General features: G+C 50.2%; 20 protein-coding genes and 2 pseudogenes. 9 read left to right on the top strand and 13 right to left on the bottom strand.

The window, feature by feature from the left end; translation table 11 throughout:
• Positions 1-55: 55 nt before the first annotated feature.
• Positions 56-1,507, top strand: coding sequence for an AMP-binding protein (locus ACM1PF_RS17770; protein ID WP_416665804.1), 1,452 nt, complete (start codon positions 56-58; stop codon positions 1,505-1,507).
• 161 nt (positions 1,508-1,668) lie between these two features.
• Here ACM1PF_RS17770 and ACM1PF_RS17765 read toward each other — a convergent pair whose 3' ends face one another.
• Entirely contained in the window at positions 1,669-2,151 is a 483-nt protein-coding gene (locus ACM1PF_RS17765) for a hypothetical protein (protein WP_416665802.1), read from the bottom strand.
• 327 nt (positions 2,152-2,478) lie between these two features.
• Between ACM1PF_RS17765 and ACM1PF_RS17760 the strand changes: the two genes are divergently transcribed.
• On the top strand, positions 2,479-2,940 hold the full coding sequence (locus tag ACM1PF_RS17760; protein ID WP_416665801.1) for an EF-hand domain-containing protein: 462 nt from the start codon (positions 2,479-2,481) through the stop codon (positions 2,938-2,940).
• A 59-nt stretch (positions 2,941-2,999) separates the two neighbouring features.
• Here the strand turns inward: ACM1PF_RS17760 and ACM1PF_RS17755 are convergent, their stop codons facing one another.
• The 3 genes from ACM1PF_RS17755 to ACM1PF_RS17745 all read right to left on the bottom strand — a co-directional run bounded on the left by ACM1PF_RS17755 (position 3,000) and on the right by ACM1PF_RS17745 (position 7,184).
• Complete coding sequence (locus ACM1PF_RS17755) at positions 3,000-5,630, bottom strand: U32 family peptidase (RefSeq protein ID WP_416665799.1); 2,631 nt, start codon at positions 5,628-5,630, stop codon at positions 3,000-3,002.
• 181 nt (positions 5,631-5,811) lie between these two features.
• Entirely contained in the window at positions 5,812-6,951 is a 1,140-nt protein-coding gene (locus ACM1PF_RS17750) for a COP23 domain-containing protein (RefSeq protein WP_416665797.1), read from the bottom strand.
• Positions 6,952-7,004: 53 nt separating this feature from the next.
• On the bottom strand, positions 7,005-7,184 hold the full coding sequence (locus ACM1PF_RS17745) for a hypothetical protein (protein ID WP_416665795.1): 180 nt from the start codon (positions 7,182-7,184) through the stop codon (positions 7,005-7,007).
• 496 nt (positions 7,185-7,680) lie between these two features.
• Here ACM1PF_RS17745 and ACM1PF_RS17740 point away from each other — a divergent pair, with 496 nt between their 5' ends.
• Positions 7,681-8,142, top strand: coding sequence for a hypothetical protein (locus ACM1PF_RS17740; protein ID WP_416665793.1), 462 nt, complete (start codon positions 7,681-7,683; stop codon positions 8,140-8,142).
• Between the two features lie 254 nt (positions 8,143-8,396).
• Here the strand turns inward: ACM1PF_RS17740 and ACM1PF_RS17735 are convergent, their stop codons facing one another.
• Complete coding sequence (locus ACM1PF_RS17735; RefSeq protein ID WP_416665791.1) at positions 8,397-8,591, bottom strand: hypothetical protein; 195 nt, start codon at positions 8,589-8,591, stop codon at positions 8,397-8,399.
• A 651-nt stretch (positions 8,592-9,242) separates the two neighbouring features.
• On the opposite strand from ACM1PF_RS17735, the gene ACM1PF_RS17730 reads away from it, so the two are divergent.
• The 4 genes and pseudogenes from ACM1PF_RS17730 (at position 9,243) to ACM1PF_RS17715 (ending at position 16,091) form a co-directional block, all read left to right on the top strand.
• The gene (locus ACM1PF_RS17730) at positions 9,243-9,578 is read left to right on the top strand and encodes an STAS domain-containing protein (protein WP_416665790.1); all 336 of its coding nucleotides are present in this window, start codon (positions 9,243-9,245) and stop codon (positions 9,576-9,578) included.
• Between the two features lie 440 nt (positions 9,579-10,018).
• Positions 10,019-12,706: a TIGR03960 family B12-binding radical SAM protein gene (locus ACM1PF_RS17725; protein ID WP_416665789.1), complete on the top strand. Its 2,688-nt coding sequence runs from the start codon at positions 10,019-10,021 to the stop codon at positions 12,704-12,706.
• A 527-nt stretch (positions 12,707-13,233) separates the two neighbouring features.
• Positions 13,234-15,320 (top strand): annotated as a pseudogene (locus ACM1PF_RS17720) (Rne/Rng family ribonuclease).
• An 87-nt stretch (positions 15,321-15,407) separates the two neighbouring features.
• Positions 15,408-16,091: a ribonuclease HII gene (locus tag ACM1PF_RS17715; RefSeq protein ID WP_416676707.1), complete on the top strand. Its 684-nt coding sequence runs from the start codon at positions 15,408-15,410 to the stop codon at positions 16,089-16,091.
• Between the two features lie 63 nt (positions 16,092-16,154).
• On the opposite strand, the gene ACM1PF_RS17710 is transcribed toward ACM1PF_RS17715, so the two are convergent.
• A complete protein-coding gene (locus tag ACM1PF_RS17710) occupies positions 16,155-16,766 on the bottom strand; it encodes a DUF1997 domain-containing protein (protein WP_416665787.1) in 612 nt (203 codons plus the stop codon).
• Positions 16,767-17,031: 265 nt separating this feature from the next.
• Here ACM1PF_RS17710 and pheA point away from each other — a divergent pair, with 265 nt between their 5' ends.
• A complete protein-coding gene (gene pheA, locus ACM1PF_RS17705) occupies positions 17,032-17,898 on the top strand; it encodes a prephenate dehydratase (RefSeq protein WP_416665785.1) in 867 nt (288 codons plus the stop codon).
• 227 nt (positions 17,899-18,125) lie between these two features.
• On the opposite strand, the gene ACM1PF_RS17700 is transcribed toward pheA, so the two are convergent.
• The 7 genes and pseudogenes from ACM1PF_RS17700 to ACM1PF_RS17670 form a co-directional block, all read right to left on the bottom strand.
• Entirely contained in the window at positions 18,126-18,767 is a 642-nt protein-coding gene (locus ACM1PF_RS17700; RefSeq protein WP_416665782.1) for an LON peptidase substrate-binding domain-containing protein, read from the bottom strand.
• Between the two features lie 175 nt (positions 18,768-18,942).
• A complete protein-coding gene (gene rpsJ / locus ACM1PF_RS17695) occupies positions 18,943-19,260 on the bottom strand; it encodes a 30S ribosomal protein S10 (RefSeq protein WP_416665780.1) in 318 nt (105 codons plus the stop codon).
• A gap of 126 nt (positions 19,261-19,386) precedes the next feature.
• Positions 19,387-20,615 (bottom strand): annotated as a pseudogene (gene tuf / locus ACM1PF_RS17690) (elongation factor Tu).
• Positions 20,616-20,641: 26 nt separating this feature from the next.
• Positions 20,642-22,762, bottom strand: a complete 2,121-nt coding sequence (gene fusA, locus ACM1PF_RS17685; RefSeq protein ID WP_416665778.1) for an elongation factor G — start codon at positions 22,760-22,762, stop codon at positions 20,642-20,644.
• Between the two features lie 95 nt (positions 22,763-22,857).
• A complete protein-coding gene (rpsG, locus tag ACM1PF_RS17680) occupies positions 22,858-23,328 on the bottom strand; it encodes a 30S ribosomal protein S7 (protein ID WP_416665776.1) in 471 nt (156 codons plus the stop codon).
• A gap of 383 nt (positions 23,329-23,711) precedes the next feature.
• Positions 23,712-24,086, bottom strand: coding sequence for a 30S ribosomal protein S12 (rpsL, locus tag ACM1PF_RS17675; protein ID WP_416665774.1), 375 nt, complete (start codon positions 24,084-24,086; stop codon positions 23,712-23,714).
• 173 nt (positions 24,087-24,259) lie between these two features.
• A complete protein-coding gene (locus ACM1PF_RS17670; protein WP_416665772.1) occupies positions 24,260-25,372 on the bottom strand; it encodes a metallophosphoesterase family protein in 1,113 nt (370 codons plus the stop codon).
• Positions 25,373-25,481: 109 nt separating this feature from the next.
• On the opposite strand from ACM1PF_RS17670, the gene trmB reads away from it, so the two are divergent.
• On the top strand, positions 25,482-26,117 hold the full coding sequence (gene trmB, locus ACM1PF_RS17665) for a tRNA (guanosine(46)-N7)-methyltransferase TrmB (protein WP_416665770.1): 636 nt from the start codon (positions 25,482-25,484) through the stop codon (positions 26,115-26,117).
• Positions 26,118-26,125 lie beyond the last annotated feature (8 nt).

Raw genomic sequence — 26,125 nt, 5'->3', positions numbered from 1 at the left:
TCCCCACTCCCCACTCCTGAATCTCTAAATCCCTAAACCCAAACCCTGTATGTGGATGGTCAACCCTGTTGAGATGGTCGAGCGTTTACAGATTCAAGCCTCCAGTCAGTCCGATCGCCTTGCCATCATTGATGCCTGTCGCCACCAATCCATCAGCTTTGCGCAGTTGAATGATGCGGTGGCTATGGCCGCAACACAATTTGCAACGCAATTTCAAGCCTTTGGGATTCGGACAACTGCAACAGTTTTGATCGTGTTGCCCACATCCGTCCAGCGATCGATCGAGTACTGGATCATGTGCATCGGCTTGCTGAAAATTGGCGCAACGCCCCACTGGGTTGATCCTGCGGTTGTCCTTTCCCCCTCAGAACACAACTGTACCTTCCCTCCAGCCGATGTCCTGATTACCTCCTGGAAAACGCACTTTTTGAAGGTTCGATCGCCCATTCTGCGTCAGATTCCAATGCAGTTCACCATTGGCTTTCCATTGCCTGGTACAAACCGTTTGACTATTCAAGGCTGGACAGGTGGAGTGCGCCCTGCTCCCTCAAGTACTGAGCGTGAAATCGACCTGGTGACTCAGCCAACTGCTGTGCTCGCCAACCTGTCCTCCGGAATAACCAGCTTGATTTTAGGTAAGCCAGCCGATCGATGGTCAGGGCAATCCTCTGGAACCATGAAACCCGCCAAGGTCATTCGCCAAATCCAGCAATACCAACCCCAAACCCTCACCGCAGCCCCTGTCTTTCTGGAGCAGTTAGCCACCTACAGCGAGCAACATGCCCTGAAATTATCGAGCTTTCGCCGCATTTCCAGCGATGGCGCACCCATGGTGCCGCGTTTGCTCGATCGCCTGCAAACGATCGCTCCCCAGGCGGAAGTCATCAGCGTTTATGGATTAACTGCTCCGAATTCGATCGCCCAGGTTACCTATCGGCAAATCCAAATGACTGAGATCGCTGCGATGTCGGCAGGGAAAGGGCTATTGGTTGGGTATCCCAACCCAGATCTTTCTTTGAAAATTATCCGTGAGCGGTCAGACCCATTCGTTTCTGCTTTAACAAATCAAGCCTTTGTAGCTCAATGTTTACCAAGTCGTAGCATTGGCAAAATTGTAGTCAAGGGTGAGGTGCGATCGGACACTTTGCCCAAAATCCCCTCTCCATCTAGCTTTCAAGTTGATGGCGTATCCTGGTACAGCACAGGAGAGGTCGGATATCTGGATGAACAGGGTTACCTGTGGTTAATGGGACAGTGTGACACACGCATTGTGGACGAGCAGGGAGTTCTCTATCCCTTTGCGGTAGAAGTGGCAGCCAGTTTTCATGATGGTGTACAACGAACGGTGGTTGATCATCAGCAAGGGCGGCGGGTCTTACAAATTGAGTTGAAGCGATCGGTAGCCCGTGATGCTAAAGCACGGGAAGCCTGCCTGAATACCCTCAAGCTGGTGTTGGGTTGGGCAAACATTCAGGATTATCAGGTGGTGGATCGTCTTCCAGAGTGAGGCGGTTCCGATCGGGTTTTGGTTCGGGAGGGATAGTTCGGTTGGGTTTTGGGTCGGGGCGGTTCGGTTGGGTTTTGGGTCGGGGCGGTTCCGATCGGGTTTTGGTTCGGGAGGGATGGTTCGGTTGGGGGTTGGGTAGGGGCGGTCGCGAACCGCCCCTACTAGTTATCCGATGCGATCGTTCCTTCGCCAGAGGGATGCCCCGCTTCTGGCAGTATGGAAAACACCTTGCGCACGAGGGCTTTCATCCCAGAATCCATTTCTTCCATTTCTTTCTGGGCTTCTGCCAGTGACATTTCCCAGGCAGGAGCAAAAATGGGGGATTTTAGCGTCATGGCTCGAATCGCCTTGTCCCAGGTGTACAAGGTTTTCAGCTCTGCCCGACCAGGTTTACTGGACAAAGTGCCGACAGTGACCCGCAAGTTTTCATTTTCTTTTTTCAGCCGATCGAGTTCCTGTTTTAGCTCTTCGTAGCCCTTAGAATTAATACTCATCTGTAGGTGCAGGTGCTTCTTCAGGTCTTCAATTTCCTGTCGCAGAGCCGATCGCGCTCCCCGTTGATTGACCCAGCTATACAAGGCAATCAGCAAGCCAATTCCAACTCCGGCTCCAAAAATGCTGGCTTCTAATCCCAATGATTCCATTCGTTCTTTCCTAAAATGCTTTCTTCCCTTCTAAACTATATGGCTTACTTCGGTCGATCGCACCGGGCAATTCGCAGATACTTGAACTGATTGACCAGTGCTATTTAACCAGTGCTATGGTTCGGGTAAAAGGTAATTTTCTCCTGGCAATGCTTCTGACACAGCCTGGTTTTTATTCAAGTGATTTGAGATGAGGCAGTTTTATAAGAACGAGCTGATACAAAACGAGCAGAACTTTTGAGGTAAGGTAGGAACATCCTGAACGGTTCGGGGCTGTGCTCTTCAGCGTTTGGGACAAACGACACAAACGTTGGCGAGAGTTATAGCATGAGCGAGAATTTTGGGTTTGAGGTGCCAGAGGAAGCCAGGCAACTACTTTCTCCCCAGAAATTAGAGGAGATTAAGCAAGCCTTTGCTCAAATCGATCGCAATCATGACGGCAAGATCGAGTTAGAAGAGTACATGAGCTACCTGCTGAATCGGGAGCAAGAAAACTTCTTGAGAAAGTTTAAATATCTAGATACCGATCAGGATGGTGTGATTGAATTTGAGGAATTTCTGATCGCCGCAGAGCCTCACTATTTAATGCTCAAAAAGTTTAAGCAATTTGATACCGATGGAAACGGGTTGCTGTCGTTTGAGGAAGCCAGACATATTGCTGAAAAGCTAGAGTTCCCCATTGATTCAGAGCAACTGCAAAAGTTGATGGAATTGATCGATCGAGACAATGATGGTCAGGTGACATTCGATGAATACCTGGAGGCAATCATCCGGTTTGGGTTTCAATAAGAACATTTAGAAGCAGCGGATAGGGTTAGGGGCGTTTGCAAACCATCCTAAAGGTTGGCTTAATCCACCATTGCTCCACGAGTCACCCCTAATTGATTCTGAAGTTTCAACGCTCGCCAAAGCTGAGAACCCTTGATCTCAAATCGCAGCAATTGTTGGTATCGACGAATAATTTGAGTGACCTGCTCAGGCGTTTCGTTGACAAATTCAATCCTGAACTGATTCACACCCAATTCCATTAAGCGGTGAACATATTCGGCTCCGGTTTGAGCTACACCGTTAAAAACCGTATTCCGGCATCCGGCATCTGCCTGGAGAATATGTTCCGTACCCGTGCGATCGCGTAATTTTACCTCATGGGTTTCGCAGGGGCGACCACAGTTGGTAAAATCAGTTCCTTCCGACAGGAATGCACAAAAGACACAATGCTCCATATGAAACATGGGCATATGCTGGTGAATTGTGACTTCAAACCAATGCGCTGGACAGGTTTTCATAAAATCCTGTAGTTGATCGATGTTGAGGTCATAGGATACCGTTAAGCGTTCCAGATTAAATTCCTGCTTAAAATAACTTGCTGTGAGGGGATTGGCCACATTCAGCGAAAAATCCCCAATACAGCGATCGTTCCTAAAATACTCCAACTGATCGTAATTACGAATCAAATATCCGTCTGCATCTGCCGATCGCACCTGTTGCAAGATCCAGTTCTCATTAGGTTTAGTAATGCGGGGAGGGGCAACGAAAAGTTCAGGAGGCGGGAGAGTAGAGGACAGGGAGGCTGCCGGCTCCCGGACGCTTGATCCCTGTCGGTATGTTCTAACCACTCTCACCGCTTCTTGATACTGGCGTGGATCTTCCAGTTCGCAGTAGAGGGTAGGCATTCCAGCCTGGAGGGCGGCTTGGATCTGGGGCAGGGTACGGACGAGGACGATCAGTTGAGCCGGGCTGGACGGAGCAGCAGAGGAAGTGGGTAGCAGATCGGAGAGGGTACGATCGGGGTAAAGTTGCCAGCGTTTGGGCTGAATCCGTTGGGCTTCCAGTTGGCTAACGACTTCGCGGCGGAGGCGGTTGAGTTCGCTGATAGGCAGCATCAGGGAGCCGTTGAGCTGCGCAGACAGGGTTCCCAGGCGAAAAGGAGTGTTCCCCAGGCGACTGAGTTGATCGGAAAGGCGATCGACAGTCAATGGCTGACTATGGGCAACCACCAGAGGCATGGCAGACTCCACCTGCACCACATGACCCTGTGGGTCGCGGGCAATCACCATAAGTGGCTGATCCAGCTCCCCGTAAACTTCTAAATCAATGGACTGCTGGAAGTGAGGCGTATCTCCAGCGTAGCTTTGCCGCAATTGGCGACCGAGTTCTGGATCACTGGTCTTCCAAACCTTATCGCCAGGGTGAATCCGCTTCAGGTTTAAACTGCCGCGCCCAAAGGATAAAACCGCCTCTGCTCCGTGTGTGTCTACCGCAAAAATCCGTCCGCCTTCCTCCTTCGCTTCTGGATGCCCGTTGTCAAACACCACGCCATCTCCAGGTTTCACAGGAGCTTGCAGGTGAATGGTAATGTGCTCCTTCTGAACGCGCTTCACTTCCCCTAAATACACTCCCCGCTTTTTGCCAAAGCGAGCATGAACCAATTCCTGATTATTAATACCGCGAAACCATCCGGTGTAAAGTCCGCGAGAGAAGGCCATTTCCAGGTTGTAGCGATCGGAGGACTGAGGACTGTTTGCGGGAGCGTGGGTGGTAGTCCGTAGGGCTGAGGGCGGCGGCGTAGGCGATGAGGGGTGAGCAGGGGTGAGGTGGCAGGCTCGATCGATCGCCTGTCGGTAGACGCGGGTGACATTGGCTACGTATTCGGGGGACTTGAGGCGACCTTCGATTTTGAGACAGTGGACTCCTGCTCGGATCAGATCCGGTAGAACCGCTAAGCCAGATAAGTCTTGAGGACTGAGAAGATAGCTGCGATCGCCCAGTTCCACTCGTTCTCCATCTGCAATCAGCTCATAGGGCATCCGGCAGGCCTGAGCACATTCCCCTCGATTGGCAGAACGTCCGCCTAAAGCTTCGCTGGTCAGGCACTGTCCAGAATAAGCAACACATAACGCTCCATGCACAAAAACTTCCAGAGGTAAGGCAATCTGGCGATCGACCATCTGCTGCTGAATTTTGTTAATTTCCTTCAGGGCACATTCCCGCGCCAAAACCACTAACTGGCAGCCCAGAGATTGAGCGAATTCAACGCCAACTGCGCTAGTAATGGTCATCTGTGTAGAAGCATGAATCGGAAAGTCGGGAGACAGATGGCGAATCAGGCGACAAATGCCAATATCCTGCACAATTACTGCATCCACACCCGCTGTGATCATGGTGCGAAGATATTGTTCAGCCTCGGGGAGTTCGCCAGGAAAAACCAACGTATTCAGCGTAATGTAACCCTTAACTCCGCGACGGTGCAAAAACTCCATTAATTGGGGCAGATCAGCTTCCGTAAAGTTCTGTGCTCGCATCCGAGCATTAAACCGTTCCAGCCCAAAATAAATTGCATCAGCCCCATTTTCAACGGCAGCTTTGGCACACTCCCAGTTTCCGGCTGGAGCCAGTAGCTCTGGCGATGACCTCCGGTCGGTCGTAGACCATCTGAGCGAAACAGGGGAAGGTACGATCGAAGGGGACGGGGTAGACATAGTTCACACAGTGCGGCAGAGATTACAGCAAGTAACGGCAAGTAACAGCAAGTCATGGAGTCATTCACGCGATCGATCGGGTTCTGATTCCACCAGAGGTGATGAATGCAGGGTGAATGAAGTGAGTGGAGCAGGGAACGGGTGGACGAACCGTCCACCCCGGAGTCGATTGAGGTTGATTTTATTGCTGATCAATACTGTAGGTATAGCCAAAAATCTCTCGAATCCGAACCCTTTGCCCTCTAGGAGGATATAACAGTGCATCCCGCCGAGCCGAAGTGGCAAACTGATCGGCCGCTGCCAGGATTTCCAGAGCTTGCGATCGAGAAATGCCGTTAGGATATTGGGCAAACACTTCCGATAGACAATCACTACGCCGACCCTGTATCCGTAACCGTTCAGGGTTTTGGTAAAGCTGAATCACATCCTCCACGCAATTGCTATAGGATAGAATGTCTAAAAAGTTGAACTGCGGAACGACTGCAAGCGGGGTTGTATCATTTTCATCGATCGGGGTTGGAGCATTTTGCAGGGCATTGATTCCAGTCCCCAGCTCAATCGCAATCCGGCGCGCTTCATCCCGGGTTGCCGCCAACAAAATTTGTCCCTCCGGATCACAAATCCCTGGAGCCGTTCCTGCACACACAACGGGTTGCCCCTGTAAAGTGCCTGCTGTAATCGCAAAGCTGCGCCCTAGACGGCTGTGATTTGTTTCGAGATTGCTGGCCACTCGACGGCATCGCTCCAATCGAGAAATGTTGGCAGGCGTAGTGTCCGATGTCCATTCAATCAGCGAACCCACCACACCATCTTTCCGTCTGGCCTGAATCACTGGATTGCGACCGCTCTCATCGCAGAAATATCGAGGCTCTACAGCAGCAGACGTACTGACATCAACCATCAGCAGTTCCAGCCGATACGCTCCGGTTTGCCCAGAACTATGGGCATTGGCATAGATCGTATAGCGTCCACTCTCAGGCAGTGTGTAAACGATTTGAGCATCTAAACCATCGCCACCATCGTCATTTTGAATGAGGCTATTACCGGCGACATCCAGCAGGATGAGATAGGAGTCTAATTCATCACTGCTCATGGTGACTTGGATTCGCTGACCCGCTTGCCCTTCAAAAGTATAGGCATTGTAATAGCTCCCATCAGCAGGCAACTGGTTGTTACCTGACTCCAGCCTACCTGTAACTACTGAGCCAAATTGAATTGACACCGCCTCACTGGCCCTGACCGAGCGCAGTGTACCAATATTCAGCAGGATAGATGCTGCTATCCCTAATGTCAGACCACTAAAGAACTTAAGTCGTTTCATAGCCATATCTTGAATCATCATCCAGGCTAGAAGGGACAGGGCTGCTCATTATTCTAATCATCAAGGATCTGGCTCTGAAAATAAAGCGATCGGAAAAATTGATTGATTAAATAAAAATTGGCAAAGCCTGCCGTTCCATCCATCGTCCGGTAGTCCCATTTCATAAAGGGTAGAGAAAAACCGCAGGGCGATCGTCCAGCCACTCCCTCAAAGCTGAAGGGAATAAATTGCAATTGGGGTGCGTCTGGCTAATGATCCACTGCCATTGAATGATTCATCCAGTAGAAAGCTCTATCTGGTTGGAGGAGGCGTTATCGACTGCGTAACCCATCAAAGCCTCATGGGACGGGACGGAACCGCTTTGCCTGACAGCACCCTACAGCATGGTTGTTGGTGTCCGCCTTCTTACCACTGACAAAAACAGAAAGATATTTGATATACAAGAAAGTACATCTATCGGTACTGGTGTTGATGCATCAGTTTATGGATCAGTGGACTAACCAGAATCCCTCTGGATTTCGCATCAAGGCGGGGAGCATGTCACCTTTGAAAGTTTACCCTCATCCCCCAGCCCCTTCTCCCCAGGGAGAAGGGGATCGGAAGTCCCTCTCCCTTTGGGAGAGGGATTTAGGGTGAGGGCTGCAAAAGTGACATGCTCCCTCAAGGCGGAGCAACATTGCAGTCAAGTTGCCCAAAAGCTGTACAGTCTGTATTGAGTCATCCTAAACTATGGCAGACTTTCGATCGGGACAAATTCTCTACCTGGAACATCGAAATACTCGGCTATATGCAGAAGTGATCCAGGTGATCGAGGAAAGGGGGATGTGTTGGGTTCGCCCGATCGCCCTGACGGCAATACCGGGCGAGTTGTTGGGAAGCAATCCTTCACCTTTGCCCAGTTCTCGCCCGAATTCTGGAACCCTTCCTGAGGCGATCGATCTACCCGATCCAGCCGATCTACTGGAGTTTAGCTTCTATGACCTGCGGCAAGGAGCAGATCTGCTCTGCCCTTCCAGCCTGTTCACTGCTGCCCTGGATACCGATGTATTGCCCATCCTGGCAACGCTCAATGCCCTTAAAGCAGCACCCGACAGCAGTGCTACAACTACTGCTAATCCCCACAGCCACTCCCGTCTGCAAAACTTCATTCAGGAGCTTTGGCAAGCTTATCCAGAAGCTTTTCACGTCTAGCGGATGCTGCACCCCATAATCTCAAACTACTCTAAACATCCGCTGATTGGCTTTTACGCAGTGAATTGTCCCTGTTAACCGAACTTGGCTGACTCAATCGGGTTGGTTACTTTAACTTTCCTATGGATTATGCTGAACGGACGATGCCTATGGCTCCTTACCTATGACTCCTTACCTATGACTCATTTATGACGTACTGATGGTATGACGTACTGATGGCCCACCAAGGCTACACGACCCATATGGCAAGCTCGTCATGGACTCGGAACTAAACGAATCCGTCCAGCATCCATCTCTGCCATCAGCAGTTCCAGAGCTTCATAATCTACATCGGAGATATATCCCAGGCGAGTTAACTCGTAGTTAATCTCATTTTCGATATCGGGGGTAAGTTGCTTAAGCTGTAAAGCTTTTCCAACTAGTTGACGGATAACGTGAGTAGTTTTCATAGCAAGTAACACCACGGTGATATAGGGGGGCTTTCCTAACCCAGATCCTCGGTCATGGAAGGAGTAACGCCCATGATCTAAGCCTCCTGCCCCAAGTGATCCTAGTCACGCCTTCTCTTCAATAAATCTACTTCGTACTTCAACAGTGCTCGCTAGCATTTCGGATAAACCAGTCTCAGTGGATCAGGATCAGTAGGGATCATCAGCAGGGATCAGGTTTCAGAGCATATTAACGGTTTAGCTTCAGTAAAGCTACCCTACTGTTGCTGAAAGGAGTCTGTTTATATTAAATATTTTAAATCTGAGGCGGATGTTCTGTCTTTCCCATTGTAAAAGCGATGAAAGCCCTTCGTTGGGTAGACGATCGATCAAGGGTTCTATGCCAAAATCAATCCTTATCCAGAGTCAGAGATTAGAGCGTAAGCAAAAGAATTTTGTAGTGCGATACACACAAAAATGACGATGCTTGCAGAAAACTTAAATAAGTCAATCTGAATCGTGAAGATTTAGCAAAATCTCACCATTACAGTAGTCTCTACTGGAAATCTGGGGTTATGGTCGTTTACATTGTCCCGGATGCCCCTATCTTGGACAAGGTGCTTCTAATTTCTTTTCACCTATTGGTTGTTTGTTCAGGCAGGATTGATAATGATGCAAGGTTCTCTCGCCCGCGCTCAAATGAAAGTCTTTCAGCCTAGCGGTCATATTAATGCAGAGAATGCTGCCGTATTGAAGCAGCAGTTAGCGGAAACGGTTTCCTCGTTAGAAAATGCGTCCCTACTCGTTGACATGAGCCAGGTTGACTCCTTGGACAGCGAAGGGTTAATGGTACTCATATCGACGATGACGCTAGCACAACGCTTAAATAAGCAATTTGGACTGTGTGGTATTTCACCATCCGTCCGCATTGTATTAGAGCTAACACAGCTCGATCGCGTATTTCAAATTTTTGAAAGCCTTCCTGGTGTTGATGCCTTGGCAGCATAAGATTTCTGCCTTACTACCGTCGTTCGTTGATTCTAACCAGGCTATTCCCCCTCTGTGAGGACACAGTTCACGCAACAATGGGATTTGAACTGGGCAAAGGTTTCTGGAATGGTAGCTGTACCTGAGGCAAGACTGGACTGAATCATCTGAGTCATTAAGATCAAGATCCACGCTGGACTAACGATCGCACTGGCTTGCGGAATTAGTTCAAACGGCGAATATCGAGTTGAGTTGAAGTCTCATCCATTGAGGCTTTAGGACGCATGGTCATCGAACATTTAAGGTGACTATGCGTCGGTTGTTTAGGGTAATGTTCAGCCTGGATCTCCGCAGCAGTCGTTTAGCCGTTCAAGCAGGGTTTCATCTACATTCGGTATAGTTAAGGCTATAGCCTTGTTTTATATAGCCTTCTAGTCCGTTGCGTTGGGATTCGATTCATTGTGGCAGTTGCAGTTGAACAGCTATTAACCCCAGAAATCTCCCGCCCTGCCCGTTACCTGGGCAATGAGTTGGGTTCCGTTCACAAAGATTGGGAAACCGCCAGTGTCCGTTGGGTACTGACTTACCCAGAGGTATATGAGGTTGGAGCCTCTAACTTAGGCCACATCATCCTTTACAGCATCCTCAATGCTCAGCCCCGCCAACTATGCGATCGCGCTTACCTTCCAGCTCCTGATTTGGCTACGAAGTTACGGACAACCCAAACTCCCCTGTTTGCCGTAGAGTCAAAGCGATCGCTTACAGCCTTCGATATTCTAGGATTCAGCCTTAGCTACGAGCTAGGGGCGACAAACATCCTGGAGATGCTCGATTTAGCCCAGATTCCTCTAACTTGGCGCGAGCGCATGCAGAGTGGCGCGTGGAATGTTGAACAGGGCTGCTATCCCCTCATTTTTGCAGGCGGACAAACTGCGACTTCTAACCCCGAACCCTACGCAGATTTCCTGGATTTCATTGCCCTGGGAGATGGGGAAGAGTTACTGCCCGAAATTGCTCTGGTGATTGAGGAAGGCAAGTCTGCCGGATTAGATCGGGAGGCATTGCTGCTCGACTTGGCTCAGGTGCCTGGGGTTTATGTGCCTCAGTTTTATGATGTGGACTCAAATGGCTCGGTGCATCCTAATCGGGCTGATGTGCCAGAACGGGTTCTTCGCCGAGTTGCTGATCCAATTCCTGCCTACTCAATTGGTTTAGTACCTTATGTCGAAACCGTTCACGATCGCCTGACCGTGGAAATCCGACGGGGGTGCACCCGCGGGTGTCGATTCTGCCAACCAGGGATGCTAACCCGCCCAGCCAGGGATGTTGCCCCCGATCAGGTGGTGGATGCGATCGAACAGGGCATGCGTGCCACTGGATATAATGAGTTTTCGCTGCTCTCTCTGAGTTGTTCGGACTATCTGGCTCTACCAGCAGTGGGTCTGGAGGTAAAAAACCGGCTTCAGGGTGAAAATATCTCTCTGTCCTTACCCAGCCAACGGGTCGATCGCTTTGATGAGAACATTGCTCACATCATTGGCGGCACCCGGCAAGCTTCCCTGACCTTTGCGCCCGAAGCAGGAACCCAGCGCATGCGGGACATTATCAACAAGGGATTAACCAATGAAGAACTGCTACGAGGGGTAAAAACTGCCTACGAGCAGGGCTGGGATAGGGTAAAGCTCTACTTCATGATTGGGTTGCCAGGGGAAACGGATGCCGATGTGTTGGGCATTGCGGAAACCATGCGCTGGTTGCAACAGGAGTGTCGCACCAAGGGTAGAAAACCCATTAGTTTTAACGTCACCATTTCTAACTTCACCCCCAAACCTCACACGCCGTTTCAATGGCACTCGGTTTCTACTACAGAATTCCGGCGTAAGCAAGACCTGCTGCGGCAGGAGTTCCGTACTATTCGCGGGGTAAAGGCTAACTTCACCGATATTCGCCTGTCAGCTATGGAAGACTTCCTGGGACGGGGCGATCGGCGGCTCTCGGCGGTGATCCGTCGCGCCTGGGAATTGGGGGCGGGTATGGATGCCTGGTGGGAAAGCCTCGATCGCGCTTTCAGTGCCTGGACGGAAGCCATTGAGGAAGCTGGACTGGACTGCAAGTATCGAGCAGTAGAATCGGGCGAATGGAATCTACAGTTCAAAGGAGAAGCGCAGGCCCATGAAGTCTCATTCCTGGAGAACCTCCTGGCGTTACCGTTGCCCTGGGATCATGTCGATACCGGGATTGATAAGGACTGGCTGCAAGCTGACTTGCATCGAGCCTTAGAAGCTGCCACGGTTCCTGATTGCTCCTTTGAAGGTTGTTCCCACTGTGGTGTCTGCGGAGCTGACTTTGGGCACAACATCGTGGTTCCCCCCTTACCCATTCCCAAATTCTCAGGACACTTTGTTCCCCATCAAGAACGGGTACAGCGGTTAAGGGTCTGGTTTGGCAAGCAGGGAGATATGTCCTTAGTGAGCCATCTGGATCTGGTGCGGCTATTCGATCGCGCTATCCGTCGAGCTGCGATTCCCATCTCCTTTACGGGAGGGTTTCACCCTGGCCCTCGGATCTCTTTTGCCAATGCCCTGTCGCTGGGAGTGACAAGTTCGGCTGAAATTGCTGAGTTTGATCTGACCCAGACCATGGATGTAAATACCTTTCACCATCAGTTTGCAGCCCAGCTTCCTGCCGATGTTCCAATTTATCGGGTGGAAGAGTTGGCTCCAGGCACGTCCTCTGCAACTCAGCAGCTAGAACAAGCCGAATATCAGATCGCGGTTTGTCTGGCAGACGAAACGCCGGATCCAGATCCCTCCGTCGCTCAGTGGCAGGACTGGGTGGGTCAAATTCTGGCAACGCCTGAACTGCTGATGGAACACACCACAAAATCAGGGAAGCAAAAGTGGGTCAATCTCCGCGATCGGCTTTGGGAACTGGAAGTAGTGCCGATAGATTCCTCAAAACTCAGTCAGAGGCAATCCCTTTCTGCCCATTCAGAAGCCGTTGTCTTGCGTTTCGTGGGAAGCTGTCGCAATGATGGCACGATGCTGCGTCCAGAGCATATTATCCATATGCTGGAATTAGTCACAGGCAAAGCATTCCATCTACTAGCCGCCCACCGCAACCAACTGTTTCTTGTAGCAGCGGCATGAAACCGTGGGCAATAGCGAACTCAGGAGTTAAGTTAAATTTCGACTCAGGTGAACCCGGATATTCTCTATTCTTCACAAAATGTTTATTGATACTCATGGCGGAAGAGTTTCTCCACGCTATAATGCATTGCAAGAGAAGCCGTTGCGGACTGAATTCTCTCTGGGCTTGCCAGTGGTTCAATCGGCACCAGACATGGAGCAAGGTTCGCTTCTGCCAGGTTTTTGACTCAACTTCGATTGTCGGTTGCCTGTCTGTGTAAGAAGGTATCTGTCGAAAGGTTGTTTATCAGCCATTGACTCAATCATCTGCCCTGAAATCCAGGTATCTGGGTTGTTCTGGCTACCCACAATCGAGCAAAGTTTATCCTGCCTCAGGTCTTGTCCAGGATAGAAACGTGCTTTAACTCCCGCTCATCATGACAGAATTCTTCACACTGTTTACGTTACGTACTGTAGATTTGAGTCGCAGCAGAGGCGGCACACTGCTCGCTAGCCTCACTACGACAACCCGTTTTTGAGGAAATTGAATGACGAAGCAGATTATTATTGCCGAACAGCATCGCATTGCTGCTGTCTTTTCAGAAGATCAGATTCAGGAACTGATTGTCGCCAAAGGAACTCATCAGGTTAGTGATATTTATCTAGGCATTGTTGAAAATGTCTTGCCCGGTATTGACGCTGCCTTTGTTAACATTGGCGACAGTGAACGCAATGGGTTCATCCACGTTTCTGATCTGGGCCCATTACGCCTGCGTCGGGCTGCTGGTTCGATTACAGAATTGCTTGCACCTCAGCAAAAGGTGCTAGTGCAAATTATGAAGGAGCCGACGGGCAATAAGGCCCTCGGCTAACGGGTAACATTACGCTTCCGGGGCGCTATCTGGTTCTGATGCCGTTCGGGCGGGGAGTAAACCTGTCTCGACGGATTCGGAATGAGGCGGAGCGCAACCGCTTGCGGGCATTAGGCATTTTGATTAAACCGGCTGGGATGGGCTTATTGATTCGCACCGAGGCGGAAGGGATGCCGGAAGAAGCCATTCTGGAAGATCTCGAACTGTTGCAGAAACAGTGGGAAAGCATCCAGCAAGAAGCCGTCTCTACCCGTCCCCCCAGCTTGCTCAATCGGGATGATGACTTTATTCAGCGTGTTTTGCGGGACGTTTATAGTGCTGATGTCAACCGGATTGTGGTGGATTCCCACACGGGACTGAAGCGGGTCAAGCAACATTTGCTGAATTGGAGTAATGGTCGCTCTCCCCAGGGAGTTTTGATTGACCATCACCGCGATCGCATCCCGATTCTAGAGTACTTCCGGGTCAATGCCGCTATTCGAGAAGCTCTCAAGCCACGAGTAGATTTGCCGTCTGGCGGTTACATCATTATTGAACGTACGGAAGCTCTGACCGTTATTGACGTAAACTCAGGTTCTTTTACCCGTTCCGCTACAGCTCGGGAAACAGTACTTTGGACAAACTGTGAAGCAGCTACTGAAATTGCCCGTCAACTGCGGCTGCGCAACATTGCTGGGGTAATCATTGTAGACTTCATTGACATGGATTCTCGCCGTGATCAGCTACAGGTGTTGGAACAGTTTAATAAAGCCTTGAAAGCCGATAAAGCCAGACCCCAAATTGCTCAACTATCTGAGTTGGGACTGGTGGAACTGACTCGGAAACGACAGGGACAGAACATTTACGAACTGTTTGGACGAACCTGTCCTTCCTGTGGTGGCTTAGGTCATTTGGTTCACCTACCTGGAGAAACGGAGTCCGAAACACCTGAACCCGTTGAACCGCTACGGGCCTTCACTGCGCCTGAACCTCGACCTGCGCAACCACGGGAGACCTGGGAAAAGCCCAACGATGATTTCGACCTGGAACCTGCCGCAGATTTGCAAGAGTTGGATATCATCAACCACCCCAACTATCAAGAGCGGAGTAAGGGTGATAGTCGCCGTCGTCGTCGGAGCCGCCTCAAGGTGGGTGAGCCTGTGACGCGAGGAACGACCAAACCTCTGCCCGAATTGGATGGTGAGGATGCAGCACCAGAAGAAATTTCGGCAAGCCCTGTTCCAAGCCGGGGAGCACGAGAAGGTCGCCCTGATAAGCCTGAACGAGGTCGATCGCCCCGTCGAGAAAAAGCCCCTGCTGAACCACCCCAGGTCATTTCAGTCGAGATGACTCCAGAGGAGCAGGATGTGTATGCTTTGATGGGAATTTCTCCCCTGGTATTAGCCACTGAAACGGTAAAAGATGCCAAATCAGCCCTGATCGCAGTGACTTTACCAGGACAAAGCAGTCGATCGCTGTCTGAAGTCACACCCCACGAGATTCTGTCTGCCCTGCCCAGTAAAGTGCCTGAGCTGACAAGGGACACCGATGATGTAGATGCCGATTCCGATGAATTAATCGCTGAGGATGAACCCGTGGATACCCCATTCCATCGGGAACCTGCTTCAGGAAGCTTCGTGGAAGCTGAAAATTTGAGTCAGTCTGATGTTAACGGTGATGATGGGGACAATGGTGAAGAGTCCACCAACAATGACACTGAGGTAGACACAACTCGCCGTCGTCGTCGCCGTCGTTCCTCGGTTGGGATGACTGGCGGGTCGTAATCCCAGAATCTACTCAGAAAAATATCAGTATTAAAGGGGAGTCTCATTGTGGCTCAACCGTCTGATTTGCTGTTTTCCCAATTCAGGATGAATGGCAGCGTTGATGGCAGCTTTGATGATGCGTATGAACGGATTGCCGGAGTGGACGAAGTTGGACGGGGTGCACTGTTTGGCCCGGTTGTAGCTGCAGCTGTCATTTTGCCGCGATCGGCACAGTCTGATTTGGTTGCGGCAGGGGTAACGGACAGTAAACGACTATCGCCTGCGGCACGGCAGCACCTTGCCAGGCACATTCAATCTGTGGCAGTGGATTGTCGAGTTGGCATGGCATCAGTTCGGGAAATCGATCGCATTAATATTTTGCAAGCCAGTTTGCTGGCCATGAAGCGGGCGATCGTCCGGCTTATGCCTCCGCCTGATTTCTGCCTGATTGATGGTAATCAAAGCATTCCAGGCTTGACTTTGCCTCAACAATCCCTCGTTAAAGGTGATCAGTCCTGTCTAGAGATTGCGGCTGCAAGTATTATTGCCAAAGTTTGGCGGGATGAATTGATCGTTCGGCTCGCAGCGAAGTATCCTGGCTATGACCTGGACACGAACAAGGGCTATGGCACCGTCAAGCACCGGCTTGCCCTCAAGCAAATTGGAATTTCTAAACAGCACCGTCGATCGTTCAGTCCATGCCAACTGGAACAAGACCCAATAGAACCAGCTCAAGCTGTACCCGTTCAAACAGAGCTAATCCAGGAGGAACTTTACCTATCGCAGTAATCTGTCGCAGTAAGGCTGGCAATCGTAAGCTTAAACAGGTTAATGGATTCAGTGAATCATGCTTCAAATTGCTGAGTGATTAGAAGATAAATGATTGGGGGATAACAGTGAGGAGGAGCTATTCACCCTGCCTTCCTCTTCTACGCGCATTGCCACCCATGCCCGATAATCGGATAGTAGTTGGTGGGTCAGGCGTTGCTTCATGGTCAATAAAACGCTGCGCAATAGGCCATTGCCCGCCGTTTCTAAAACTGGCTTCGGCGTTAGCAGGAAAGGCGGAGGAAGGTCTACTTGCACCTGCAAGTCTGCCTGTCCCTGTAAATAGGTTTTCCGCTCAACCTGCCGGGGGGCAAGTTTTCCCACTAAGTCAAGCGCGAACCGCTGATTAACGTATTCAACGCCGCGAATTTCACAAGCCAACGATCGCAGATGGATCACACCATCCGACGTTGCCCAGACTCGCATATCCACTGTTGGCTGAATATTCAGCGTTAGAAAGCTGAGAGGGCGCATTTTCAATCGAAAACAATCCCTATTTTCCAGGGGCTCAACTCGACTAGGATCAACCAGAGACTGAATCAGTCGTTGAGGTTGACGTAGATAATGCTGAATTGGAATGGGCTGCTCCGGTACAGCTAGCTCAATGGATTGAGACGCATAAAATTGAGTTGGCATATGAGTAAATAGAAGCAGTCGTAAAGGTTTGACAGCTAGTTAACTAAATTTTACAAAATTTCCAAGAAATCTACCTTGACCTTACGGAGTATAGACTTTAACTGTCCCGCTTTCTGAGCTGGCTTCATCAAATGTTTCAATAGAAAGGGACTAATTAGCTTGATATCTTTACTTAATGTCTACTTAATGTCTATTAACATGCCCTCCTTTTAATTGCATTTCCTGTTTCGCCTGGCAAAGTCTCATCTCCATTTTTAAGAACCCTATGACCGTTTTGATCGCCCACCTTGGACCAACTGGAACCTATGCTGAAAGTGCTGCCTTAGCTTGCGCACAATGGCTAACTCAACGGACGACAGCAGATATTCAGTTGCAACCTTTTCCCAGTATCCCTCAAACTTTACGAGCCGTTGCTAATGGTGACACTCAGTTTGCTGTTGTCCCGGTTGAAAACTCGATCGAAGGCAGCGTTACCGTTACATTGGATACGCTTTGGCAAATTGATGTGCTCAGAGTTCAGCAGGCGTTGGTTTTACCCATCTCCCATGCCCTGATTTCTCGTGCTCCAGAAATTTCTCAAATTCAGGTGATTTATTCACACCCTCAGGCATTAGCTCAGTGCCAAAAATGGTTGGAGACATTCTCCCCAACTGCCCAATTGATTCCGACTAATTCCACAACGGAAGCTCTGAAGCATTTAGAGGATAATCCCACTACGGGGGCGATCGCCTCGCAACGAGCGGCCCAGCTTTACCAATTGCCGGTTCTGGCGCATCCCATCAACGATCACCCCGATAACTGCACCCGGTTTTGGGTACTGAGCTTAGAACCGCTGGCTCTTGGGAACAACACCTCTGTTGCATTCAGTTTACCTGCCAACGTTCCTGGAGCATTGCTTCAGCCCTTGCAAATTTTTGCTCGTCGGGGCATTAACATGAGCCGCATTGAGTCCCGCCCAACCAAACGATCGTTGGGAGAGTACCTGTTTTTCGTAGACCTTGAAGCTTCAACCAGTACTGAAACTGTGCAATCTGCTCTCCACGAGTTACAGGACTGTACCGAGACCCTCAAAGTCTATGGCAGCTACGATATCACCATTCTGGATCAAAACGGGAAGTTTCACGTCAACTGATAGAACTGGCAACTGATGGAACTGAGCGGATCGGTCGCAAACAAAAAATGCATTCAGTAGGAAGGCGCAGCAGTGCGCCCTTACAGTAGATCCCTATGACTAGATCCCTATATAACTAGTAGAAGCGAGCGTGAATTGAGCAACCGTAGAGCGGGCATCTTGCCCGCGCAGGCTGGAAGCCTGCACTACGAAAGGTAGGCGTATTGCTGCCGAGGTCTACTAGAGCCCTATGACTTAAAGGCATCCTCAAGGGCCGAACGGGCAGCCAGATGATTGCGAGTAGAGGTCAAAATCTCAATCTCGCGCTCCAACCGTAATGCCGTATCCTGGATTTCTAAAAGAGCTTGCTGTTCCTGCGCTGCCCCCTTCAGATTGCCTGCGATCCAATAGGATAGCTCAGTTGGCAAACTGGGAATATCGTCCGGTAGCTCAATGCTTTGTCCAGTTAGCTTCGCTGAAAGTTGAATCACAACACGCAGGAGGTGATCAACATCAGTAGCCAGTCCTCTCAAATCTTGTTCGGGCGGCTGATCTTCGATCCATTCGACCAACCCAACATAGTAGGGCTTCTCACGCACAAAATCCAACACGCGAAACCGCTGCTGTCCTACCGTTGCAATCTTCATCCGATCGTCAGGCATCCGGTGATAGTGAACCACCTCAGCGCAGCAACCGACCTGGCAAACACGACCATCTGCCGGATCAACCATCAACACTCCAAACCGCCGATCGCCCTGAAGGATAGTATTCATCATGATCCGGTAGCGAAACTCAAAAATGTGAAGTGGCAGCTTAACACCAGGGAAAAGAACCAATTCAGGGAGGGGAAAAAGCGGAAGTTCACAAACTGCGACTGAAGAAGATGTCATCGTAAGAGCAAATTCCCGTGGGGAACTCAACACATCTGCACGTAATGCTAAACCGAACACCCACTACCCAAACCCAGGCACTAAGTGTAGTTAGCTTTACTTAACTACACTTAGTCTATCTTATTGTTTGCCGTTCTCCAAAGCCACGGCTGCAAAGTTAGCCGTAAAGTTCTTCCTACAGCTTCACTTCGATGTCAACCCCAGCAGGGAGGTCTAATTTCATCAAAGCATCAATCGTTTTTGAAGAGGGCTGATAAATGTCGATGATACGGCGATGGGTTCGGGTTTCAAAATGTTCGCGGGAATCTTTGTCCACGTGAGGTGAGCGCAGAACGCAATAAATTCTCCGCTTTGTGGGTAACGGAATTGGCCCGATCGCAGTTGCATTGGTACGGTTCGCCGTATCGACGATCTTGTCGCATGAAGTATCTAATAAACGGCGATCGAAGGCTTTGAGACGAATCCGAATCTTTTGTTGTTGGATGGCTGCCATTTGAAATTACACCTGCAAATGCTATCTAAATTGTCTAGGTTCAACTGGTTTTGGAACTGCTCGGCACCAAAGCCATCAACAACACAAACGGTTGTCAATGGCTTTGATCAAAGTAACGACAATGGACTACTTGACGATCTTGGAAACAACGCCTGCACCGATCGTGCGTCCACCCTCACGGATTGCGAACCGCATTCCCTGCTCAATGGCGATCGGGCTGATCAGTTCTACCGTCATCTTAATCCGGTCTCCCGGCATCACCATGTCAGCATCACTGCCGTCGTCTGCTGTGAAGGTCTTGATCGTGCCCGTCACGTCGGTTGTCCGCACGTAGAACTGAGGCTTGTAGCCAGAGAAGAATGGCGTTTTCCGTCCCCTTCTTTCTCAGTCAGCACATAAACTTCACCCTCAAACTGGGTGTGAGGTGTGATTGAACCAGGCTTGGCAATCACCATACCCCGCTCAATATCTTCCTTCTTCAGACCTCGCAGCAGCAGTCCTGCGTTATCTCCTGCCATCCCTTCTTCGAGGCTCTTCTTGAACATCTCGATTCCGGTTACAGTCGTCGTCCGAGTATCGCGCAATCCAACCAGCTCAACCGTTTCGTTGACCTTGATTTTGCCACGCTCGATCCGACCAGTGGCTACCGTACCCCGACCTGTAATCGAGAAGACATCTTCCACTGCCATGAGGAAAGGCTTGTCCACGTCCCGTTCAGGAGTAGGAATATATTCATCTACGGCATCCATGAGAGCGTAGATTTTGTCAACCCACTCATTATCACCCCGTCCAACCTTGGGATTCGCAATCATCGCTTCCAAAGCCATCAGACCGGATCCCTGAATCACGGGCAAATCGTCTCCTGGAAACTCGTATTCGCTCAACAGTTCGCGCAGTTCGAGTTCCACAAGTTCAAGTAGCTCTTCATCGTCTACCTGATCGATTTTGTTCATGAAGACAACAATGCTGGGGACACCCACCTGACGAGCCAAAAGAATGTGCTCCTTGGTCTGTGGCATTGCACCGTCCGTGGCTGCAACCACCAGGATTGCACCGTCCATCTGCGCTGCCCCCGTGATCATGTTCTTCACATAGTCAGCGTGTCCTGGGCAATCAACGTGAGCATAGTGACGATTATCTGTCTCGTACTCAACGTGCGCGGTGTTGATCGTAATACCCCGCGCCTTTTCTTCGGGTGCAGCATCGATCTCTTCATACTTCTTAGCCGTTGCACCACCGGCAGCCGCTAAGGTCATTGTGATCGCTGCTGTCAGGGTCGTTTTACCGTGGTCAACGTGACCGATTGTGCCAATGTTGACGTGAGGTTTATTCCGTTCAAACTTTGCGCGTGCCATGTATCTATCCGTTCCTCTTTAACTGACTATGCGTTCCCTTTACTCTTTGCAATGATAGTTTCAGCCACGTTGCGAGGAACCTCGTCGTAGTGGCTAAACTCCATCGTGAATATGCCACGACCTTGAGTCTTAGACCGAATGTCTGTAGCATACCCAAACATCTCTGCCAATGGCACTTTAGAAGTAACCTTAGCAGTTCCTTGCTCCGTATCTTGACCTTCAATTTGCCCTCGACGGGAATTGAGATCGCCGATCACGTTGCCGATGAAGTCTTCAGGTACTTCGACCTCAACCTTCATCATAGGCTCCAAGAGGACAGGTGATGCCTTCATCACAGCCGATTTGATTGCCATTGAACCTGCAATCTTGAACGCCATTTCTGAAGAATCAACGTCGTGGTACGACCCATCCACCAGTGTCACCTTCAAGTCGATGACTGGATAGCCCGCAACAATACCGGATTCGCAAGCTTCTTTCATCCCCTGTTCCGCAGGAGAAATATACTCCTTGGGGATAGTACCGCCAACAATTTTAGAGACAAATTCGAAGCCTGTGCCAGGTTCCCCTGGTTCTACTTCGATTACGACATGACCATACTGGCCTTTGCCACCGCTTTGTCGGACAAATTTGCCTTCAGCCTGAGTCGCCTTGCGAATGGTTTCTCGGTAAGCAACCTGCGGCGCGCCGATGTTTGCCTCAACCTTGTATTCACGCTTCATCCGATCGACCAGGATATCCAGATGCAATTCACCCATCCCGGCAATCACGGTCTGGTTGGTTTCCGAATCAACACTGACTCGGAAGGTGGGATCCTCTTCGGACAGAGATTGAAGTGCCTTTGACAGCTTCTCCATATCCTGCTTTGTTTTTGGCTCCACTGCAACCGAAATGACCGGTTCTGGAATAAACAGAGATTCCAAAATGATGGGGGAAGCTTCATCGCAGAGCGTGTCTCCAGTGAAGGTATCCTTCAATCCCAGAGCAGCCCCCAAGTCGCCCGCTCGCAACTCTTCGACTTCCTGGCGATCGTCTGCCTTTAAGACGATTAGGCGAGAAATGCGCTCTTTTTTACCCTTGGTGGCATTGTAAACGTAGCTACCCTTGGTCAGCACGCCCGAATAAACGCGCACAAAGGTCAAACGACCGTAAGGATCAGCCATGATCTTAAAGGCCAGGGCGGAGAGGGGTTCCTCATCGCTGGCATGACGTACCGCAGTACTGCCATCCGTCAGAGTACCCTGAATAGGGGGAACTTCGGTTGGAGCAGGTAAGTAGTCAACAACCGCATCTAGCAGCAGTTGCACTCCCTTATTCTTGAAGGCAGAGCCACACAAAACGGGAACAATTGTCCCATCCACCGTTCCCTTCCGCAGGGCTGTAGTGATCTCTTGTTCAGAAAGCTCTTCCCCTGCAAGATATTTCTCGATCAGCTGATCATTGGTTTCAGCGACCGCTTCCAGCAGAATGGTGCGATGCTCTTGGACGATTTCCCTCATCTCCTCAGGAACGTCTGTGATCTGAATGTCAGTTCCTAAGTCGTTGGTATACCGATAGGCCTGCATCCTCACCAAATCTACAATTCCCAGGAACTGATCTTCACTGCCGATCGGAATCTGAACCGGAACAGCATTGGTGCGAAGCCGATCGCGTACCTGATTGTAAACCTTGAAGAAGTTTGCTCCCGTTCGATCCATCTTGTTGACAAAGATGATTCGGGGAACTCTGTAGCGATCTGCTTGTCGCCAGACTGTTTCAGTTTGAGGCTGTACGCCACCCACAGAACAGAGAACCGTGATCACCCCGTCTAGCACCCGCATCGATCGCTCCACTTCGATCGTGAAGTCTACGTGTCCAGGCGTGTCAATAATATTAATCCGGTGCTCCGAAGCCCCATCCAGGGCCTGATTCGGATCGCCAGGATCACGATGAGTCCAGGAGGTGCTAATTGCTGCGGCGGTAATGGTGATGCCCCGTTCCCGCTCCTGATCCATCCAGTCTGTAACTGCGGTTCCCTCATGGACTTCGCCCATTTTGTGAACCACACCGGAATAAAACAGGATGCGCTCGGTTGTTGTTGTCTTGCCTGCATCAATATGTGCAGCAATTCCAATATTTCTGACCCGTTCGAGCGGGATACTACGTGCCACAGCCACCTCCTTATTCTCTGACGCAATCTGCCGATCGCGTCCGTCTGTTAAGATTCTATACTTTCTATCTGTTGTCGGGTGTAGCTTCCAGAAATTTAGTAACGATAGTGAGCAAACGCCTTGTTCGCCTCAGCCATCCGATGCGTTTCCTCCCGCTTCCGAATGGTGCTACCCGTTTCATTGGAAGCATCCATCAGCTCATTGGCCAAACGACCTGCCATAGTTCGCCCAGGCCGATTCCGGGAAAACTGAGTCAGCCAGCGAAGGGCGAGAGCAGTTCCCCGATCGGAGCGCACCTCCATTGGCACCTGATAGGTAGCTCCACCAACCCGACGAGCTTTAACCTCCACCAGGGGCGTAGCATTTTTCACAGCCCGCTCGAAGACTTCTAGCGGTTCTGATCCAGTCCGCTCCTCAATGATCTTGAAGGCATCGTAGACAATTCGGTAAGCCAGAGATTTTTTGCCGCTCCGCATCAAACGGCTGACCATCATCGTCACCAGACGACTGTTGTAAGTGGGATCAGCTTCGATCGGACGCTTTTGAATAACCGTGCGACGGGACATAGGGATAGATAGACCTTAACGAGTAAACTTCACAAGAAATATTTAGGAGCAAGAAACTTCGTCAAATCGCCAACGCTCACACAATCTCGATTTTGACGAACGCAGGCAAATGATTAGGATAGACCGCGAACGCTTTGCACCTTTCAGACGCTCCGCTTCTCAATCTATCGCGTTTCACAAATACCGAACCCAGCAGAACAGCCCCACATCACCAAACGTATCAAACCCGATCGCTCTCAAAGCACTGCCCCATGAACCACGTTAAAGGGCAACTGTTGATTTAGACGGCTGCCAAATTCTGCCAGACATTAGAAACGCACTGCCTACCAATACTGAAATACCTTAAGCAGCTACGAACCATTCAGAGAACTCCTGAACAATCCCTAACTCTTCGGGCGTTTAGCACCGTACTTAGAGCGTCCCTGCTTACGATCCTTCACTCCGGCCGTATCCAATGTTCCACGAATGATGTGGTAGCGAACACCCGGTAAATCTTTTACCCGGCCGCCACGAATCATTACAACGGAGTGCTCCTGTAAATTGTGGCCAATCCCAGGAATGTAGGCTGTTACTTCAAAGCCAGAGGTTAAGCGCACCCTGGCAACTTTCCGCAAAGCCGAATTTGGCTTTTTAGGTGTTTGGGTATAGACCCTTGTGCAAACGCCACGACGTTGGGGGCAACTCTTCAACGCCGGAGATTTGCTTTTCTTCTGTGCTTGTTGTCGTTCTTTACTGATTAGTTGTTGAATTGTTGGCATGAGCGATGGCAGACCTTGCCTACGAAATGTGTCCTTAAAGTTTCCACAGTCTCTAACTATATCGATTTTACAGGGGTTCTGTCAATTTGTTTTTTCCATCTAAGTTCGGTTTTCTCGACAAGCCCCGTAATGACTTGACGGATTCAACCTTTTCAGGATATTTGATTTTGGCATTATTTGAGAGTCAGCAGTGTGAAATTGTCGATGGGATGGGGTTTCCCATCTTGATTAATGGCACCAAACTGCTGGAAATAGTGGTTGAGTTTAGCTGGAAAGTCAGGAAAATGAAACATGGCATCTCCGGCAGCGATATCAGCCCAAAAGTAGCGGAGGGCTGGTGCGAAGGTTTCAGCTTCGTTACGAGGAAGATTGAGCGGTGGCTGGGTGAGTAGACGAACCATGTACTCGAAGGAGCGATCGCCCAACCACTCTCTGGAATGGTGCGCCAGGTTATCCCATCCAGGAACTTCAGTGACTCGACCTGACTCGACCTGCACTCGTTGTCTACCCTGATAGTCTTGCTGAAAGGCTAAAACTCGATAGGGATGAGGGTAGCTGACTAATGAGCCGGTGGTGATTTCATACATTCCCTGCTGATATGCGATGTCCTGCACATGCAAATGTCCTGTTAATAAAAGCTTGACATCTGCCCCCTGTAAAATATCGAGTAATGCTGGGGCATTTTCCAGCATGTAGCGTTGCCCCAGAGGATTGCTGGACTGGCCAGGGAGATGTTCAATCACATTGTGGTGTACCATGACCAGCACCACATCATCTTCCTGAATTTTGGTCAAAACCTCCTTCAACCACTCCATTTGGCACTCGTCAATGCGTCCCATGTTGGTTTGTTGACCGTGGGGATCAAAGAAAATGGAGTTTAGTCCAATCACCTGCACCCCCGGTACAATCTCGCGGATGTAGTAGGGCTGAGTTCGATCGCCATAGCCGAATGGCTCGTAGTAGAGTGCAAAGTCAGATAAGCCGATCGTTTTCTCAGTTGCGGATTGGATGGGCACATCATGATTTCCCGGAACGACACAGACGGGATAGGGCAGTTGGGCGAGCCGTTCAGCCAACCAACGATGATTGTCAGGTTCACCATGTTGGGTCAGATCGCCGGGGATCAGCAGAAAATCAATCTCCAGTGGCGCGATTTGCTCCAGCACCAGATCCAGCGCGGGAATGCTGACTTCAACGAGATGAAAGCGACTGGGGTGATCCCAAATAGTATGAGGGAGGGCGATGTGGGGATCACTGAGAACGGCAAAACGGAAAGATGACGGCATTGGGACAAAGAGGAAGTAAGAATAAAATTGAGGGTTGTAAAAATTAACAGAAGATTGATTGCGTACTCTACTACCCTACATTGGTTTTTTGTTTTTAAGAGGAGGCAAATTGGCAGTCGTTCGAGTTCGCCAGCACGTTAATCCGCTCAGTCAGAAATATCAACAGTCCGTCACTCCACCCGCCTGGAACGAAGCCTATGCTGATCTATCTCGCCCCTTGCATCTAGATGTTGGTTGCGGTCGGGGACACTTCTTGGTAGCCATGGCCCAGCAGTACCCCGATTGGAACTTTTTGGGATTGGAAATTCGGGAACCCCTGGTGGTGCAGGCTAACACCTGGCGGCAGGAATTAGGGTTAGACAACCTCCACTTTATTTTCTGCAATGCGAATCAGTCATTGAATTCACTTTTGATTACGCTGCCTGCCCAGTGCCTACAGCGCGTCACGATTCAGTTTCCCGATCCCTGGTTTAAAAAACGCCATCAAAAGCGGCGAGTGGTTCAGCCCAGGCTGGTACAGGATTTGGCAACCTATTTAAGCCCTGAGGGTGTAGTGCTGCTGCAATCAGATGTTGAAGCGGTGGCGATCGCAATGTGCGATCGCTTTCGAGAACACCCAGCCTTTGTGCAACAAGGAACAGACTGGCTGCCCACAAATCCCCTACCGGTTCCCACGGAACGAGAGCAATCGACCCTGGCTAAGGGGGAACCCGTGTATCGCGCCGTATTTGTCAAACAATCCTAGAGTCCAAT

This window comes from Egbenema bharatensis FJBBOT/2019 (assembly GCF_048077055.1).
Classification (GTDB): domain Bacteria; phylum Cyanobacteriota; class Cyanobacteriia; order Elainellales; family Elainellaceae; genus Egbenema; species Egbenema bharatensis.
This window is presented reverse-complemented; position numbering and strand designations above follow the sequence as displayed.

What these genes read in the sequence shown, in the direction of transcription:
- ACM1PF_RS17740 (WP_416665793.1), top strand. Translation starts at nt 7,681, where the DNA reads ATGGCAGACTTTCGATCGGGACAAATTCTCTACCTGGAACATCGAAAT.
- ACM1PF_RS17735 (WP_416665791.1), bottom strand. Translation starts at nt 8,591, where the DNA reads ATGAAAACTACTCACGTTATCCGTCAACTAGTTGGAAAAGCTTTACAG.
- ACM1PF_RS17670 (WP_416665772.1), bottom strand. Translation starts at nt 25,372, where the DNA reads ATGCCGTCATCTTTCCGTTTTGCCGTTCTCAGTGATCCCCACATCGCC.
- pheA (WP_416665785.1), top strand. Translation starts at nt 17,032, where the DNA reads ATGACCGTTTTGATCGCCCACCTTGGACCAACTGGAACCTATGCTGAA.
- rpsJ (WP_416665780.1), bottom strand. Translation starts at nt 19,260, where the DNA reads ATGGCAGCCATCCAACAACAAAAGATTCGGATTCGTCTCAAAGCCTTC.
- ACM1PF_RS17730 (WP_416665790.1), top strand. Translation starts at nt 9,243, where the DNA reads ATGCAAGGTTCTCTCGCCCGCGCTCAAATGAAAGTCTTTCAGCCTAGC.
- ACM1PF_RS17710 (WP_416665787.1), bottom strand. Translation starts at nt 16,766, where the DNA reads ATGCCAACTCAATTTTATGCGTCTCAATCCATTGAGCTAGCTGTACCG.
- ACM1PF_RS17770 (WP_416665804.1), top strand. Translation starts at nt 56, where the DNA reads ATGGTCAACCCTGTTGAGATGGTCGAGCGTTTACAGATTCAAGCCTCC.
- ACM1PF_RS17760 (WP_416665801.1), top strand. Translation starts at nt 2,479, where the DNA reads ATGAGCGAGAATTTTGGGTTTGAGGTGCCAGAGGAAGCCAGGCAACTA.
- rpsG (WP_416665776.1), bottom strand. Translation starts at nt 23,328, where the DNA reads ATGTCCCGTCGCACGGTTATTCAAAAGCGTCCGATCGAAGCTGATCCC.
- ACM1PF_RS17715 (WP_416676707.1), top strand. Translation starts at nt 15,408, where the DNA reads ATGAATGGCAGCGTTGATGGCAGCTTTGATGATGCGTATGAACGGATT.
- ACM1PF_RS17755 (WP_416665799.1), bottom strand. Translation starts at nt 5,630, where the DNA reads ATGTCTACCCCGTCCCCTTCGATCGTACCTTCCCCTGTTTCGCTCAGA.
- rpsL (WP_416665774.1), bottom strand. Translation starts at nt 24,086, where the DNA reads ATGCCAACAATTCAACAACTAATCAGTAAAGAACGACAACAAGCACAG.
- ACM1PF_RS17750 (WP_416665797.1), bottom strand. Translation starts at nt 6,951, where the DNA reads ATGAAACGACTTAAGTTCTTTAGTGGTCTGACATTAGGGATAGCAGCA.
- ACM1PF_RS17765 (WP_416665802.1), bottom strand. Translation starts at nt 2,151, where the DNA reads ATGGAATCATTGGGATTAGAAGCCAGCATTTTTGGAGCCGGAGTTGGA.
- ACM1PF_RS17700 (WP_416665782.1), bottom strand. Translation starts at nt 18,767, where the DNA reads ATGACATCTTCTTCAGTCGCAGTTTGTGAACTTCCGCTTTTTCCCCTC.